Source organism: Planctomycetia bacterium (genome assembly GCA_016795155.1).
Classification (GTDB): domain Bacteria; phylum Planctomycetota; class Planctomycetia; order Gemmatales; family HRBIN36; genus JAEUIE01.
In genome coordinates this window covers 44,272-61,342 of record JAEUIE010000014.1, presented here as the reverse complement: position 1 = coordinate 61,342, position 17,071 = coordinate 44,272, and the positions used below count along the sequence as shown (strand labels likewise).

Sequence of the window (17,071 nt, the reverse complement as noted above, 5' to 3'; positions counted from 1 at the left end):
AAGGAGACGTGAATGGCGGATGATGTTGCGATGACCGTACGATTTGGAAGGGAGGAACCGCTCATCGAGTTCCCCGCCGAACGCTTGACAGTAAGTGTCCCAGTTACTGCGATGAATAGCCGGTTGTATCGTCTGGACGGCGTGCCAATCTTTGTTGAGTCTGCTTCGTTCGGGGATGTTATTGAGGCTGAGCCAGTCGGAGTTGATCGACTGCGGTTCGTCCGTATCGCGGAGCCGGGAGGATGGCGAACGTTTGACTACGTTTTGTCGCCACAAAAGATTGATGGTGAGTGGGGTCAATACCTGCTCGCGGAGTTGACGGAGCGGGGCGGTTACTGGGAGCGTGTATTCGGCGGACTGCTGTTCGTGTGCGTTCCTCCTGGTTTCGAACTTGATCCCGCACCATGGGTGGCGACGTTCTAACGGTTCGCAGCAGTGTGCCAAATCTCGCGTTGCAGATTGATCGTGCGAGTACCCGTTTGATAGTACAATGACAGAACGATTTCCTGTCGTTCACTGGCATTATCATGCACCGCCGAGCATTTCTTGATCCCCGCCACCTGGCTGAATCAGCGGGACAACTCATTGGTCTCGTTGACGTTCACGTGGGCCTGACGGCACCGCGCTCGCAAGAAGATGATGACATTACCCTCGTCCGCTATGCCCGCCCTGCCATGGGCACGGTTTTCGAGATCGTGTTGCCCTTTGGTCATCCCTATGCCACCAGCTTGATCCATGACGCTCTTGACGAGGTGGATCGTTACGAACAGTTGTTGACAGTGTACCGTCAAACCAGCGAAGTCAGCGAGGTGAACCGCCGAGCGGGGCAGGAAGCCGTGAGTATTTCAACGGAACTGCACAACCTGATCCAGCAGGCAGAGAAACTGAGCCGATGGACTGGCGGCGCGTTTGATATTACCGCTGGCACATTGATCGATGCCTGGGGCTTTGTGCAAGGCCCCAAACGTGTTCCACCCGAGTCTGAGCGACAAGCTGCATTGCATCAAAGCGGGTTTCAGCACGTGGAGTTGAATGACGACACCATCCGCTTCAAAGCGCCCGGCCTGCGACTCAACTTCGGCAGTATCGGCAAAGGATTCGCACTCGATGCAGTTGCCCATTTCTTTGACCAGCATGCTCGTGGCCAGCCAGTCTTGCTTCACGGTGGCAAGAGCAGTGTCCTGGCCATGCATTCACCGCCGGGCCATGATCGTGGCTGGCGAATCGACATTGAACACCCCTGGAATCACGAGTCGCACCTGGCCAGTGTCTACCTGCGTGATCAAGCACTGGCAACTTCCGCTGCTACCTACAAGCACCTGGTTCACGAAGGAAAAAAACTGGGACACATCCTCGATCCGCGAACCGGTTGGCCAGCCAGCGGAATTGCATCTGCAACTGCCATCACGGAAACCGCAGCGATGGCTGATGCCTTGTCAACGGCCTTCTATGTCATGGGGCTGGAAGGCACACAGCAGTTTTGCCAAGGGCATCCCGAAGTTTCTGCCATCTTGCTGCCGGAAGGTCAGCAGGTTGCCATAGTCATCAATGGCAACGATTCCATCGTTCTCGCTACAGGCAGGTAGCACCAGATTCTCATGTCAGAGCATAACTGAAGAGGTAGGCAGATTCAGCCGTTTCAGCCTTGCCGAGCAGGGTCATTCGCCCGAAGATCACTTTATCATCTTATCTTCCTTTTCGAGCGAAGCATGTACCCGACCTTTCAGGATATGCAGGACCTTGCTGCCCAACTGCGTGTGGACAGCATCCGCTGTACGACCGCAGCAGGTTCCGGCCACCCAACCTCTTCCACTTCCGCAGCAGACCTGATGGCTGTGCTGCATGCCAAGTACCTGCGGTTCGACTGGAACAATCCCAAGCGTGAATCCAACGACCGGCTGATTTTTAGCAAAGGCCATGCCTGCCCCCTGCTCTACTCCATGTTCAAAGCAGCTGGGGCTCTTTCTGATGACGAACTGATGCAACTGCGAAAGTTCCGTTGCCGACTGCAGGGGCATCCCAATCCGCGCGTGTTGCCGCTGGTTGATGTAGCCACAGGTTCGCTCGGCATGGGGCTGGCCATCGGTGTAGGCATGGCGTTGGCCACGAAGAATATTGATCACATTCAGAACCGTGTCTGGGTTCTACTGGGCGATAGCGAGATGGCGGAAGGTTCTGTCTGGGAAGCCTTCGACAAAGGATGGACCTACAAGCTGAATCACCTGATCGCCGTCGTCGATATGAACAGACTTGGCCAGCGCGGGCCGACCAACCTGCAGTGGGACAGTGCCACGTATGCCAACCGAGCCCGTGCTTTCGGCTGGCATGCCCTGGAAATTGATGGTCACGACATTGGTGCGATCGACCGTGCTTACGACTATGCCTGCAAGCAGACTGACCGCCCCACCTGTATCATTGCCAAGACGCTCAAAGGCGCTGGTATCCCCGGCGTGGCAGATCAGGAAAACTGGCATGGCAAACCAATGCCCGCCGACATTGCCGAGAAAGCCATCACTGCCTTGGGTGGCGTGAAGAACCGCGTGTTCCCCACACTGCCTCCCACCAACACACCGCCACCGAAGACAGTTTCCCTGTCCCCACCCAAGCTCCCCAATTATGCCCTCGGTACCAAGGAGGCTACCCGCAAAGCTTACGGCGATACACTCGCTGCCCTGGGGCAAAGCATGCAGCATCTTGTTGTGGTTGATGGAGAAGTCTCCAACTCCACCTATTCCGAAGTGTTCGCTAAGGCATTTCCTCAGCGATTCTTCGAAATGTACATTGCGGAACAGTGCATGGTAAGCGTTGCCAATGGCCTGGCAGTGATGGATAACCGTGTCTTTGCTTCAACGTTCGCAGCGTTCCTCACCAGGGCCTACGATCAGATTCGCATGGCAGCTATCGCCGGTGCAAACATGTCGCTCAGCGGTTCCCATGCCGGAGTCAGCATTGGTGAAGATGGCCCTTCCCAAATGGCACTCGAAGATCTGGCCATGATGCGGGCTATCTTTGGCTCAACCGTGCTTTATCCCTGCGATCCCAACCAAGCGGCTCAACTCATTCACCAGATGGCTGATCTGGAAGGCATCAGTTACATTCGTACGACCCGCGAGAAAACTCCGGTACTCTATACCAACAAGGACACGTTTACCATCGGTGGCAGCAAAACCATCAAATCATCTGCCCAGGATAAAGTCGCCATCGTAGCTGCGGGCATTACTGTGCACGAAGCTTTGCAGGCTTATGAATTGCTGCAGAAGGAAGGCATTACGGTTCGCATCATCGATGCCTATTCGGTCAAACCCATTGATCGCAACACGATGGTCCAGGCACTGAAAGAGTGTGGCAGAATCATTGTCGTCGAAGATCACTGGCCCGAAGGTGGTCTGGGCGATGCGGTGCTGGAAGCTCTGTCAGGCAAAGACAAGATCGACGGTATTGTGCTGAAGATGGCTCCACGTTCCATGCCTGGCTCAGGCTCTCCCGCAGAGATGCTCGAAGCCGCCGGCATCAACGCCGCCGCCATCGTCCGCGAAGTAAAAGGTTTGGTTGGATAAGCAAACGTTGGACACGATGGTATCGTGTCTACGATCATCCCAAACCATCCAGCCGCTGGTTCACTTCATCCAACACCAGCGTGCGCACCTCAGGCAACGGTTTCTGAACAATCGCCCCGGCTGCGGCGCTGTGTCCGCCGCCTCCCAGCTTCTCTGCCAGCTTGCTGCAATCGAGCTTGCCCCGGCTGCGCAGACTCACCTTCGTCCCACCCACCGGCTGCTCCAGAAACAGGATGCCTACATCCACCCCGCTTACTGTCAGAGTCAGGTTCACCAGGTCTTCGCTGTCGAGAGGCACCGCACCCGTTCGCAGGTAATCAGCCAGCGTGATGCTGGCATAGCAGACATCGCCGCCATGAGAAATATCGAGGGAGTGCAACACATGGCCTGACAGCTTCTGCCGGGCCAGGGAATTGGTGTCGTAAAGCAACTGATAGAGTTGCGTTGGTTCAGCGCCGGCTTGAGTGAGGACTGCTGCCAGACTGAATGTTTCTGCCAGCACATTGCGATGATGAAACCAGCCGGTATCGGTGGCAACGGCCATGAACAAATACGAAGCAATGTCTTTATTCAAAGGCACGTTCAGCGCTCTGGCTGCATCGTAAATGAGTCGTCCGCACGCTTCTGCTGAGATATCCACCAGCCGGGTGGCATTCAGATCATCCTGCGTGCGATGATGATCAATGACAAACTTGGGTACATTCTGCCTGCGCATCCAGTCACCAAACTTGCCTAGCTGGTTCCAGGTGCCGGTATCCACGATGATGATCGCCTCGGTTCCAGCCAGCAAGGCTTCCTGGGCTGGGTCATACATCACCACATCACCTTCAGCGATGATGTTGACATAGCGAGGCGGGAGCGGGCTGGGAATCACCACCTGGGCCTGCTTTCCCAGATGCCTGAGTGCATGTGCCAGCCCCAATGCCGACCCCAATGCATCGCCATCAGGCCGCATATGCGTCGAGATGACAAACCGCTGCGGTGCGCGTACGAAATCAATAAAAGGCGTCCAATCAAGAGGCATTCGCATTTCCATTCGATGGTGAAAGATAAGAATTAGTCTATTACTAACAGTGAATATGAATTGCACCAAGGTGCGTAGTTGCTGTTATCGATCAACCCTTGGCGTCTTCTTGGCGGCTTGGCGGTTATTGGAGAAATGAACCGCCAAGTTGCCAAGTAGCGCCAAGAGATTTACTTTTTGCAGATGATTCTGCAAATGGCACGGCATCAAGAACTCTTGCTTCCGGTCATTGCTTCCAGTGCCAGCAGCAGCGACTGTGTACCCTTGCGGCCAAATCCTTGGCTCTGCACCGCCTGGTACAGTTGTTTAGCCAGTGCCAGCCCTGGCATATAAAGGTTCATCCGTTCCGATTCCGCCAGGGCAATGCCCATATCCTTGATGAAGTGTTCCACATAGAAGCCTGGCTCGAAATCACGCTTGATCATGCGAGGCCACAATACATTCAGTGCTGCACTGGCAGCGGCTCCACTGCCTACCGATTGCAGCACCGTAACAGGATCGAGCTTGGCCCGATAGGCATAAAGCAATGCTTCGCACACGCCAATCATATTGTTGGCAATCAGAATCTGGTTGACCATCTTGGTATGCTGGCCCGAGCCAGCCGGGCCTTGCAGGACGATGGTCTTCCCCATCGTTTCAAAGAGCGGTTTGACAGCTTCAAATACAGCTGGTTCGCCGCCGACCATGATGGACAGTCGGGCTTCACGAGCGCCGACATCGCCACCACTGACTGGTGCATCGAGACAGCCTACACCCTTCTGAGTGGCAGCAGAAGCTATCTCGCGGGCGAGCGTCGGGTCGCTGGTGGTCATGTCGACCAGGATTTTTCCAGCATTGCAGCCGGATAGCGTCCCCTGCTCTCCCAGGAACACTTCACGCACATCGCTGGGAAAGCCGACCATGCCGCAGATGATGTCGGACTGTTCCGCCACTTCACGAGGCGATGCAGCCAGCTTGGCTCCCAGCTCTACCAGTGGCTGCGCCTTGGCTGGCGTGCGGGTGAAAATGGTGGCTTGGAAACCTGCAGTCATCGCATGCTGGCACATCCAGCGTCCCATCACACCAGTGCCAATCCAGCCGATTTTCGTCCTGCCGGGCTGGGCTAACCCAAAACTCATGGCTATTCCTTTCTGCAACGTGCGTTGACGATAACTTATGAACCACTACGAACAAGATGAGAGGGGATGCGTAATAAGTCTATCTTCCTGCAGGAGTTAAGATGATGTTGCGTTGCATACTGATGATGTCGTGCAGCCTGATGCTGCTGACAGGCAATGCCGTTGCACATGATGGCCCGCATGGCGGTGAACTCTTTTGCGATGGCAAACACAAACACCATGCCGAGTGGTGTCTGGACGCCAAGACAGGCAAAGCAACTATCTATGTTCTCGACAAGAAAGCCAAGAACGAGACTCCCATCAAGGCAGAAACCATCGTTGTGAAATTCAAAGGACTGGACAAGCCTCTCGCCTTTCAAGCACACAACATCAAAGAGGGTAAAAGTTCACAATTTGTTCTGCAGCACGATCGGTTCAAGAGTAAATTCAAGCCTAGCGATATCACCATGGAAATCGTGATGGAGGAAGGTAAACCCGCCGTCGTCTTCCATCCAGAACACGAAGACGATGATTAAGGTGCAGCACTATTTCATCGTACTGTATGAATGAGAAAATACCTTGAACCTTGGCAGGGTCGAACAAATTCATGTTCGACCCTGTCGCATGATGTGACAATCGTGCTGATTTTTTCGGTTCACGTCGCAAACTCATCCTGTATCCTAAGCACTCAGGACTCAGCACTCAGGACTGCACACCCGATGTCTCTCACCCCCATGATGCAGCAGTACCAGGATGCCAAGGATAAGCATCCGGGGACAGTGCTGCTTTTCCGCATGGGAGACTTTTATGAACTCTTTGGCGACGATGCGGTCAGCATCTCCAAGCAACTGCATCTAACATTGACGAGCCGGGATAAACAGTTGCCGATGGCAGGATTTCCGCATCATGCCCTTGAAGTGCATCTGCGGAAATTGATTGAGCTGGGGCATCGGGTAGCTATCTGCGAACAGATGGAAGACCCCGCTCAGGCGAAGGGGATTGTTAAACGCGAAGTGGTGCGGGTGGTTACGCCGGGCACATTGACCGAAGAGAACCTGCTCGATCCGAAGCAGGCCAATCACCTGGCATCGGTGTTTCCGGGCAACAAAGGCCGATGGGGCCTGGCGTGGGTGGAACTTTCCAGTGGTGTTTTCAAAGCACGCGATATCGAGCCGGAGGAACTGCTCGAGGAACTGGGGCGATTGAGCGTATCAGAGTGCATCTGGCCGGGCGACTATCCTGCCGAGGTGCTGAACCCGCTCAGGCAGCCTGATTCGGGTTTTACACTCACGTTTCGGGCACATTGGCAGTTTGATGGGCATACGGCGAGCCAGGCGCTGCATCAGCATTTTGCCATCAGCACGCTGGAGGGGTTTGGCTTTCAGGATCATCAGCCTTGCCTGCAGGCAGCTGGGGCACTCATCCTGTATTTGAAGGACATGCTGAAGAACAGCTTGCAGCATATCACCAGGCTGGAGCCTTTCCAGAGTGGCCAGACGCTGCTGATGGATCAGGTGACAAGGCGGAGTCTGGAACTGGTGCGGACACTTCGCGAAAGTCGACGTGAAGGTTCACTGCTCGATACGATGGATCGCACGTGCACATCGATGGGAGCCAGGCTGTTGCATGAATGGCTCTCCGCACCGCTGGCCGATCGGTCGCAGATTCAGACACGACTCGATGCGGTCGCAGAGTTACGCAAGCAACATGCGCTGCGGCGTTCGCTGCGAGATCATCTGAAACAGTTTCCCGATCTGCCTCGATTGACGACCAAGGCAAGCACAGGCCGGGCCAGTCCACGCGATCTGTCAGCCATCGGTTTGGCGCTTGGTGCTGTTCCGCCGGTGCTGGAAGCATTGAGAAAGTGTCAATCGTCGCTCATTGGCATTCTGCAGGAGCGGACGAACCCGTGTACCACATTGCAGCAGCAACTGCACACTGCCCTGGCTGAAGCGCCGCCTTTGTCGCCTAAGGAAGGCGGCTTCATTCGGGCGGGTTTTCATGCCCGACTCGATCATCTGCGTGAACTGACTCGAGGCGGCAAGGAATGGATTGCCAGCTACCAGGCACAGGAGATTGAACGCACCGGCATCAATAGTTTGAAAGTCGGATTTAATTCGGTGTTTGGCTATTACCTCGAAATCACTAACACCCATGCCAACAAGATACCAGCGGACTATCAGCGCAAGCAGACACTCAAGAACTGCGAACGGTACATCACACCTGAATTGAAGAAGCACGAAGAGGAAGTGCTCAAGGCAGAAGACGAGAGCAAAGCTCTCGAATACGATCTGTTCGTGCAGCTTCGCAATTTGACTGCGAAAGCAGCACCGCAGTTGCTGGCTACTTCGGAAGCGCTGGCTACGCTGGATGTTCTACTTTCGCTGGCGGAACTCGCGGATGGCAGCGAATGGGTGATGCCTGAACTGGTGGATCAGCCTGTGTGCGAAGTGGTTCAAGGCAGACATCCGGTGCTGGAGAAGACGTTGCCTGTCGGCACGTTCGTGCCCAATGATACCAAATTGTCGGAACGGGGCGGCATGCTCTGGCTGATTACCGGCCCGAACATGGCGGGTAAGAGCACGTACATCCGCCAGGTGGCGTTACTGCAGATACTCACCCAGATGGGCAGCTTTGTTCCCGCGCATGCCGCAAGGCTCGGCGTGGCAGACCGTTTGTTCGCGCGTGTTGGCGCCGGCGATGATCTTTCGCGTGGCCAAAGCACTTTCATGGTGGAGATGGCAGAGACAGCCAACATTCTTCACAATGCGACTGCCCAGAGTGTGGTGATTCTGGATGAGATTGGTCGAGGCACGAGCACTTATGATGGTTTGTCGCTGGCGTGGGCGATTGTGGAACACCTGACCAATGTAATTGGTTGCAGAACGCTGTTTGCGACCCATTACCATGAGTTGACCAAGCTGGCTGAGTTGCTGCCCGGCGTTCGCAACTGGAATGCTGCGGTGCATGAAGAGATGGGGAAGATAACCTTTATTCATCGCATTTCGCCCGGTGCAGCGGAGCGGAGTTTTGGCATTCATGTCGCCCAGTTGGCAGGCGTGCCGGGGCCGGTACTGGAACGTGCAAGACAAGTATTAGATGAACTGGAGAACAAGCCGATGTCAGTGCCAGCTCAGGCGATGGAGACGGTGAAGCGGAAGCGGAAGAAGGCGGAAGATCAGCCCGGGTTGTTTGGGTGAGGGGTAGACGTATTTGCGAGCCAGGAACGTTAGTGACCGGAGATCGTTAGAGAGTGGAGAAGGATGATGGCCTATTGGCTTATCACCAACACAACCTACGGCACCTGGCTTCCAGGCGATCCCCGAGGTTCAGTTACGTCGGTTCGTGATAAGCGACCGAATGAAGCAGAAACAACTTCTCGACAAGAACATGACCTGCCGGGCCAACCCTATGAGGACTACGTACCGGGGCTTCAGCGCAGCGCGGAACGATTGATGAAAGGGCCACCAGTCTATTTGTCATTGCCCCAGGCAGAGCAAGTCTTGTTACAGTTTCAAGAAACTGCCGTGTTTCGGGAATGGACGCTGGTGGCTATCTCGATCATGGCTAACCATTATCACTTGATAGTCCTAGTGCCTGATGAAGCAGGCCCTGCTCGGGTCCTGGCAGATTTCAAAGCATATGCGTCACGAGTATTGAATCGAGAATACGGAAAGCCTGCCTCAGGAACATGGTGGACCAGCAAAGGCTCAACTCGCAAGTTGAAAGACGATAGCGCCGTTAAGAATGCCACGCGCTATGTGCTTGAACGCCAGCCTAATCCACTAGTAGTGTGGTGTGCCGAGGAAGGGCGATTGGTTTGAGTTATCGTACCGCTAACAATAGAATACTCCGGTCACTAACGTTCCCGGCTCGTGAGGAGTTGATTGATGCTGCGATATTCCTCTTGGATATTTATTGTATTAACACTTCCTACTCTCAGCTTTGCGGAAGATTGGCCGCAATGGATGGGGCCTAACCGCGATGGACGCTGGAACGAAACGAGCACCATCGATCAGTTCCCGGCTGAGGGCGCCAAGATACTTTGGCGGAAGCCTCTCGCGGGTGGATATGCGGGACCAGCAGTTGCCAACGGCAAAGTGTATGTCTTTGATTATGTTCGTGGTGAAGGCAAGCTGGGGAATAGTCCGAATGTGCGTGCCAAGTTCAATGGCCAGGAACGGCTGTTGTGCCTCGATGCCAAAACGGGCGAGAAGTTGTGGGAATACAAGTACGCCTGTCCTTATGAAATCTCCTATGCCAGCGGGCCACGCTGTACGCCGACGGTGATCGATGGACTGGTTTACGTTTTAGGGGCTGAGGGCACACTGAGCTGCCGCGATGCAAATACGGGTTCAGCAGTCTGGTCGAAAGAACTCAAAAAGGAGTACAACACGAAATCGCCCACCTGGGGTTTCTGCAGTCATCCGCTGGTGGATGGCGAGAAGCTTATCTGCGGCGTGGGTGGCGAAGGCAGCACGCTGGTGGCCTTCGACCGTAAGACAGGTAAGGAACTATGGAAATCAGTAACTGCCAAGGAACAGGGTTATTGCCCACCCGTTATTTACACCGTAGGCAACACGCGGCAACTCATTCACTGGAATGCGGAAAACATCACCAGCCTCGATCCCGAAACCGGCAAGGAATACTGGTCGGAAAAGCTGGTGCCTCAATACGACATGTCGATCATGAGCCCGAGACTGGAAGGCAACTACCTGTTTGCGGGTGGTATCGGGTTTGTGTCTGCCTGCCTGGAACTCGATACTTCAAAACCTGCAGCGAAAGTGCTATGGAAAGGTGATCGTAATTCTTCGGTCTGTCCGGTGAACAGTACGCCCATCATCGAGAACGGTTTGATCTATGGCATCGATCAGCCTGGCCAGCTTCGCTGCGTGGAATTGAAAACGGGCAAGCGTCTCTGGGAAGCCTATGAGCCGACAACGGGTAAGAAGTCTGGCAGACCCACCAATTCCGGCACTACCTTCCTGGTAAAAAACGGCGACAAGTTCTTTCTCTTCAGCGAGACGGGGCACCTGATTATCGCGAAGCTCAGCCCGAATGGTTATGAGGAACTGAGCCGGGCGAAGATTCTGGAGCCTACTAACGAGTGCTTTGGCCGAGATGTCGTCTGGAGCCACCCTGCGTTTGCTGACAAGTGCTGCTTTGCACGGAATGACAAGGAAATAGTGTGCGTATCGCTGGGGAAGTGATGCAAGGAGCGGGTTGATTTGTACTAGTCAAATGATGCTGAAAGTCTGTTGAGTTTGTATTGCCCAACGGTTTCACGCTTTCCCATGCTATACTTCCCCATAGCTCCACCGGGACTGTTGCAGCATGACTAACTCGCTTCTTGAATTATCCATTGCCCTCATGGTCATCCTGCTGCTCAGTGCAGGGGTACTCCTCTGGCTGAAGCAGAACAAGAAATCGCACCCGATGCTGCCCTGGCTGGTGCTGGTCATCATGCTCATCGCAGGGTTGGTCGGCGTCAAATACCTGGGCGAAGCGATGGGCATCATCACGCCAGCCTCGAACCCGAACAATAATCCATACCTGGCTGCACTGAATCTGCTTCAGCAACCTTACTCCGCCTACACCACTCTCAACAACCTGGCCGTGGCTCATCGCGAGCCGCTCGTTGAACGTTTTCAGAAAATGGGGCAACTGGAAATCGGCGACTTGAAGAACCAGGTCAGCACCTTGCTGGCGATGGTGCAATCTGCACCTGCCACCGGGCAGCCAGGCATCTATAACATGCGTATGACCAGCGATATCCAGGCTCGCTGGGAAGAGCTTCGCCGGGAACTCATCAAACGCGCGGAGCAACCTGGCCTGGCGAGATAACCGTGGCCGACGTCCGTGCTTTGATTCTGCGTGCTCCCGGAGCCAATTGCGACCAGGAAGCTGCCTTCGCCCTGGAACAGGCCGGCGCCAAACCTGACCTTGTACACATCAACCGTCTTCGCGAACGGCCCGCCTTGCTTCACGATTATCAGTTGCTCCTCATTCCAGGCGGCTTTACCTATGGCGACGATGTCGCTGCTGGCAAAATCCTCGCGGTCCAGTTGCAGACGTTCCTCGCCGATGCACTCAATCAGTTTCGCGATGCAGGCAAACTGATCCTCGGCATCTGCAACGGTTTTCAGGTGCTGCTCAAAGCCGGGCTGATCATCCCGCCCGATGCAGACCAACAGGTTCCTGCCACGCTCGCTAACAATCTGCCGCATGGCTTTCAGGATCGCTGGGTAACCCTGGGCATCAACCCGGAACACCAGTGCCCCTTCCTCGAAGGCTACGTCACCATGGAAGTGCCGATCGCTCATGGTGAAGGCCGGTTCGTCACACGCGACCAGGCCACCTGGCAGGAGATGGAACGTCATCACCAACTGGTACTACGATATATTGCTGGTGCAGGCCAGCGGGCCAATCAACCTTACAATCCTAATGGCTCACAGGGCGATGTTGCCGGGGCTTGTGATCCATCCGGCCGCGTGCTGGGCCTGATGCCCCACCCCGACAGACACATTCTGCCTTACCAGCATCCACGCTGGACCCGCCGGGGTCTCGCCCCCCAAGGCGATGGCCTTCTACTTTTCCAGAATGCGGTAGCCTACCTGCGTCGTTGAGTGTACTACTACAAGACACTCAACCCCAACCCCTTGAGCTGTCCGGTCAGTAATCTTCCGTCCACCGGCTCAAACAGTCCGGGATAGCTGCGTTTCCACCGCTCATTGGCTGCGGGAAGATACTGCCGGGCGTTGGCTTCAATCGCTGCCACACCTTTGACGTGTGCTGCCAGGCCTGCGGAATGAATCAGCGAGGCGCCTGGACAGGTTAAATCCTGTACGCACAAAAACATACCATAGTGCCGGACAGCACAGGCCATCAGCAGCGAGGCACTTTGTCCCTTGCAGGCTTTCAATGCTGCACCCGTGTAACCCTGCTCACGGGCCAGTTGCAGGCTTTCCAGGTCCACCAGTGATTCATCAATCACTACCGGCACCAGTTTCGATACCTCGTGCATCTTGTTTTCCGGATGCGCTTTCAGGTTCCGTGCCGTTGGCTGTTCAATGTACTGCACCCGGCTCCACGCCTGTGCCGACTTGCTCTTGAGCCGTTGGATGAACTCCAGCAAATACCCCACCGACTGGCATCTCTCATTGAAATCGAGTGAGTAATGCCACTCAGTGGTCTCGCGTTCATGTTGCAGATTCTCAGCGACATGATTGACCTGAATTACCCGGTTCACATCCCAGGCCAGGTCATCGCCATTCAGCTTGATCTTGAGATGCGTGAGCAGGTCGCGACGAATCCAATCTGCCAGGTGCTGGGGATACTGATCCGATTTGCCATTGGTGATGACTTCCGCTGGCGTGAGTGCATCCAGCGCTCCTACCAGATGGTACAAAGGCAGGCTGGCGACAGGGTTTGTCGTGATATGGTCTGAAATCCAGACCCCGGCAAACTCCTTGCCCAGGAAACTGCCTACATCGCGATGGAGAAAATCGGCGCCGTAGCACTCATAGCTGCTGCGGCCATGCAGCTTGCCATAGGCATCGTGTATGGCTGCATCAATGGGACTGGTAGCCACCAGCGTTGTCAGGTCTGGTATTTTCACCGGCAAAGTTTCGGAACGAAGTCGTGCTGCCTGCAGCCAGGCTGGCTCCAGTACTTCATGTAGTTCCAGCGGATGGCCCCAGAGCTTGTGCGTTCGGGCGATATGTGCCGCATCCTCAGCCAGTTCCTGCATCAATTGCAGCGTTTGATCATATGTCAATTGTGTGGTGGGAAAGGCCCAGACATTGCCCAGCGGCATGGAGCCAAAGCCCACCTGCTGCCTGCCTTGCTTGTCTTCAATCACTACATGTGCATTGAGCAGCGTGGCACGATCCACCGCCACGCCGCCAAACTTGATCGGTGTACGGTAACGGAATGTCTCTTCACCCAGTTGTACATCAACAATACGTACCGCAACCGACATGGACGAACTCAACGGGTCTCGAGATGAACTGTCTCAGTAGACCGTAAATGCAAGGTAAATGCAATGGAATTGCAGTAGCAGGTCAAATGCTTCTCCACAAGTTTGGTGATTAGCTTTGGCAGGGTCGAGATGGAGTACCATCACGACCCTGAAGAAATGCAAAATGGTCGCGAAACTGCAGGGTCGAAACTGAGTACAGTTACGACCATGCCACAACACTCCGTACACCAATCAAAAACAGACAAGCCGCGAGAAGATTCTCGCGGCTTGTTTCATTTACTGCTAACCGGTTACCACAGCCAGGTGGCGTGCAGGTTCACTCCGTCAATCGCCAGGTTGACATGGCGGGCTGAGCGGGGATTAGTCGTCTGTTCGGAGTAGGTCGAACCAGCTTCGAACAGGTAGTTCATGTCATAGCCAGCACCGATGATGAATCGGCCGCTGAACAGATTGATGTCGAAGCCCAGGCTCAATTCAATCACTGGCATGAGTTCTTCACGGGTATAGGTTGTGAAGCCCTGAGTGAAGTTGCCTAACCCGTCAGCAAAGATGGTGTTAGCTTCTTCTACGCGATTTGTATAGAGAATCGATGAGTAAGCCTTGGCATACAGTGTCAATGGCGAGCAAGGATAGACACGTGTTTCCAGACCGATGCGAGGGCCAGCACCCTGCAACCGTGTATAGAGTTGCTGAGCGTTGAAGGCACCCAGATCACGATTGATGAAAACATCGTAGTTCTGTTCCAACTTGCTGAAGCGGATACCGCCACTGAAGACGATGTCGAGACATTCAGCCGGGCTGATCACGGTGCCTATCATCGCGTCAACGTTGGTCCAGTCAACAGCGAAGCCTCGGTCGATGAAGCCATTGCCTGGCACATCGCCACCAGCACCACTGCCCAGCGGGCCAGGTCCGATGTATTCGATGGAGAAGTTAGGATCGAGGCCATCGTTAGTCACGCGGTCGCTGTGAACGGTGTCGGTGTACTTGCGATAAGTCACCATGCCGAACCAGCCGTTGGGAGCCAGGTAACCACCGCCAACCCACCAGCCTGCACCGGTTGCTGAACCGTAATCTTCCTGAACGCCCACGGTCACGTCGCCGAAACCGCCGTTGTCGATGAACTGGCGAGTGAGCAAAGAAGGATCACTTCGCTTGACGCGGTACCACATGATACCTGCATCGAGCATGAAGCCACTGGGGCCACGTGCATGGATCGTGGTGCCACAGGGTTCAACACCCACGGGGCATCCAGGAGCAAAGCAGTTGGCACTGGCAGGCATAAAGGAACCTTGGGCCTGGTCGCCACCCATCATCGGCGACATACCCATGTTCATGCCGGTGAACATCATGCCTTCGGGCTTGGGCATTCCGGTAACGTCGGGTACGCCACCCATCATTCCAGAGCCTGAACCCATGTCAGAGAGGGACACGCGAGCCGGGCGACTCATGCTGCTGCCTGATACGGCAACCGGTGCAGAGATCGTTCCGGTGTTCGCGCCTGGAGGCAAGGCTGGTACGCCTAAATCTCCGCCAGGTCCCGCCGGTGGGACCGGCAAGTTTGCTTGGGCGTAGCCAAGGGCCGGCCAGCAGCCTAGCGCCCCGGCAAGCAAGAGCGTTTTCCATCGAGCCATTGCCGTCGTCTCCTTGGGCCGCCGCTCTGTTGCTTCCTTAACAGTCAAGGTCGAAACAGTTTCGTGCGTGCCTAGATTCCCCAGTTGTGGTGCGGTCTGCCGCCTGCGGCCTTCCCCTGGCCAACTCCCCCAGCGGCAACTGTCGCGTCGATACCAACGCCACTATGGTTTCAATCCACTTTATCGTCACCACCCGTACTAACCTTGAAACTTTCCACCACGGAATAGCCGTTAAAGTCAACCTTCTTTGAAACTTGCACTACACGTTGGTTACTCTTTTTCATTATGGATTCGACGTAAACTCTTACCTGTTTATAAGTTGCACTAAAACGATACTCTAGCTCACTTCCTTTTACATCATTTCAAACTACCTGTATAAGGCAGGTATTCTGCGAGAGATAGAGAAAATGGTTACCGATCTCGCCATTTCGCCTAGCTATGCCAGGTAGGAATTCGCGATGGCAACACGAAGCGTCATGATGCAAAAGTTACATTATCTTCAAGTCATTCATCTGCTGATAATGCATGAACGGCGGCTCAAGTCAAGCTGACAAATCTATCCATCGCAACTTCGTAAATGGCTTCCCACTGGCTAATACTACAGCAACCGCCCCCACACCGCCTTCAGATACCGGCCTTCGCGAACGTGAGCATAATAAGGATGATCAGGTCCGGCGCCACTGAGATGAAAAATCTGCAGTGTGCGGCCTGCCTGCCACGCTGATCGTCGAATGCAGTCAATAAACAAATCTTCGTTGATTAACCCGGTGCAGGAACAAGTCAGATAAACTCCACCGGGAGTCACTACCTGCATCGCCAATCGGTTCATGTCGAGATACTGCTTGAGTGCATCGTCGATGCCTTCGCGATCGCGGGTCTGCTTGGCTGGATCGAGAATGACGACATCAAAAAACTGTTGCCTGGCAATGGAATCACGCAGCCAGGGGTACAAATCCGTCTGCACGAAGCGGACACGTGCCTGGTTGAGGTTGGCATTCTGTTTAGCTGTCTCCAGGCATTCTTCATCGAGATCGAGACCGATGGTTTCCTCCGCTTTACCCTTGGCCTTGGCATAGACTGCAAAGCCACCAGTGTTGCAGCAGATATCGAGCACCTTTTTTCCCGCGGTGAACTGCGTCAGGTAATTGCGGTTGTCGCGTTGATCGACAAAGAAACCTGTCTTATGCTTGGCACCGGGCTGCACTCGGAATCGCAACCCATGCTCGGTAATGTTCACCCCCTCAGGCTGTTCAGGCGGCCAGCAGTCAAACGATTCCTGCTTCTGCACATGCTCCTCAGCAAACCAGTAAAAACATGTGCCGGGGAACAACTCTGCAAGAATCTCCATGATGGTGTTTCGCCACTTGAACATGCCTGCCGAGAAAAACTCGAGCACGATGATGTCACCAAAGCGATCCACCACCAGGCCGCTCAGGCCATCGCCTTCCGAATGAACCAGCCGATAAGCACTGGTCACGGTATCGAGTTGATGCAGTTCCCGACGTAGTGCAACTGCCTGACTGATCTTGCGGCGGAAGAAATCGGCATCGATGACTTCCTCGCGATTCGATGTCAGCACACGCAGGCTGATGCGCGAGTGGCCATTGTAAAAACCACGGCCCACCCATTGGCCAGAGATGTCTTCGATATCCACAATGGTGCCGGGCGGCGGCTTCTGCATCGGCTTCTCCACCATCTTCTGGAAGATCCACGGATGCGACGAACGCCTTTCAATTTTCAAGCTGATGACAGGCAGTGTATCCATGAGGTTGTCTTAT

The 17,071-nt window shown here is 54.7% G+C and carries 14 protein-coding genes; 9 read left to right on the top strand and 5 right to left on the bottom strand.

Annotated elements, in window-relative coordinates; translation table 11 throughout:
• Window positions 1-30: 30 nt before the first annotated feature.
• The 3 genes from JNJ77_06120 to JNJ77_06110 all read left to right on the top strand — a co-directional run bounded on the left by JNJ77_06120 (window position 31) and on the right by JNJ77_06110 (window position 3,557).
• Window positions 31-423 (top strand): DUF4265 domain-containing protein, encoded by a 393-nt coding sequence (locus tag JNJ77_06120; protein MBL8822146.1) that lies wholly within the window; start codon window positions 31-33, stop codon window positions 421-423.
• A gap of 104 nt (window positions 424-527) precedes the next feature.
• Entirely contained in the window at window positions 528-1,586 is a 1,059-nt protein-coding gene (locus JNJ77_06115; GenBank protein ID MBL8822145.1) for an FAD:protein FMN transferase, read from the top strand.
• 123 nt (window positions 1,587-1,709) lie between these two features.
• Window positions 1,710-3,557, top strand: coding sequence for a transketolase (locus tag JNJ77_06110; GenBank protein MBL8822144.1), 1,848 nt, complete (start codon window positions 1,710-1,712; stop codon window positions 3,555-3,557).
• Window positions 3,558-3,591: 34 nt separating this feature from the next.
• On the opposite strand, the gene JNJ77_06105 is transcribed toward JNJ77_06110, so the two are convergent.
• Entirely contained in the window at window positions 3,592-4,581 is a 990-nt protein-coding gene (locus tag JNJ77_06105; protein ID MBL8822143.1) for a bifunctional oligoribonuclease/PAP phosphatase NrnA, read from the bottom strand.
• 206 nt (window positions 4,582-4,787) lie between these two features.
• Window positions 4,788-5,699 (bottom strand): NAD(P)-dependent oxidoreductase, encoded by a 912-nt coding sequence (locus JNJ77_06100; protein MBL8822142.1) that lies wholly within the window; start codon window positions 5,697-5,699, stop codon window positions 4,788-4,790.
• A gap of 101 nt (window positions 5,700-5,800) precedes the next feature.
• Here JNJ77_06100 and JNJ77_06095 point away from each other — a divergent pair, with 101 nt between their 5' ends.
• The 6 genes from JNJ77_06095 (at window position 5,801) to purQ (ending at window position 12,304) form a co-directional block, all read left to right on the top strand.
• A complete protein-coding gene (locus JNJ77_06095; GenBank protein MBL8822141.1) occupies window positions 5,801-6,214 on the top strand; it encodes a hypothetical protein in 414 nt (137 codons plus the stop codon).
• A gap of 198 nt (window positions 6,215-6,412) precedes the next feature.
• Window positions 6,413-8,878 (top strand): DNA mismatch repair protein MutS, encoded by a 2,466-nt coding sequence (gene mutS, locus JNJ77_06090; GenBank protein ID MBL8822140.1) that lies wholly within the window; start codon window positions 6,413-6,415, stop codon window positions 8,876-8,878.
• 66 nt (window positions 8,879-8,944) lie between these two features.
• Window positions 8,945-9,502: a transposase gene (locus tag JNJ77_06085; protein ID MBL8822139.1), complete on the top strand. Its 558-nt coding sequence runs from the start codon at window positions 8,945-8,947 to the stop codon at window positions 9,500-9,502.
• A gap of 66 nt (window positions 9,503-9,568) precedes the next feature.
• On the top strand, window positions 9,569-10,888 hold the full coding sequence (locus JNJ77_06080; protein MBL8822138.1) for a PQQ-like beta-propeller repeat protein: 1,320 nt from the start codon (window positions 9,569-9,571) through the stop codon (window positions 10,886-10,888).
• Window positions 10,889-11,012: 124 nt separating this feature from the next.
• Complete coding sequence (locus tag JNJ77_06075; protein ID MBL8822137.1) at window positions 11,013-11,522, top strand: hypothetical protein; 510 nt, start codon at window positions 11,013-11,015, stop codon at window positions 11,520-11,522.
• A 2-nt stretch (window positions 11,523-11,524) separates the two neighbouring features.
• Window positions 11,525-12,304: a phosphoribosylformylglycinamidine synthase I gene (gene purQ, locus JNJ77_06070; protein ID MBL8822136.1), complete on the top strand. Its 780-nt coding sequence runs from the start codon at window positions 11,525-11,527 to the stop codon at window positions 12,302-12,304.
• A gap of 8 nt (window positions 12,305-12,312) precedes the next feature.
• Here the strand turns inward: purQ and JNJ77_06065 are convergent, their stop codons facing one another.
• From JNJ77_06065 to JNJ77_06055, 3 genes are all read right to left on the bottom strand, one after another.
• Complete coding sequence (locus JNJ77_06065; GenBank protein MBL8822135.1) at window positions 12,313-13,659, bottom strand: mandelate racemase/muconate lactonizing enzyme family protein; 1,347 nt, start codon at window positions 13,657-13,659, stop codon at window positions 12,313-12,315.
• A 290-nt stretch (window positions 13,660-13,949) separates the two neighbouring features.
• Window positions 13,950-15,293 carry a hypothetical protein gene (locus JNJ77_06060; GenBank protein MBL8822134.1) on the bottom strand — a complete coding sequence of 448 codons (1,344 nt, stop codon included), beginning with the start codon at window positions 15,291-15,293 and terminating at the stop codon, window positions 13,950-13,952.
• A gap of 598 nt (window positions 15,294-15,891) precedes the next feature.
• Window positions 15,892-17,058: a class I SAM-dependent rRNA methyltransferase gene (locus JNJ77_06055; GenBank protein MBL8822133.1), complete on the bottom strand. Its 1,167-nt coding sequence runs from the start codon at window positions 17,056-17,058 to the stop codon at window positions 15,892-15,894.
• Window positions 17,059-17,071 lie beyond the last annotated feature (13 nt).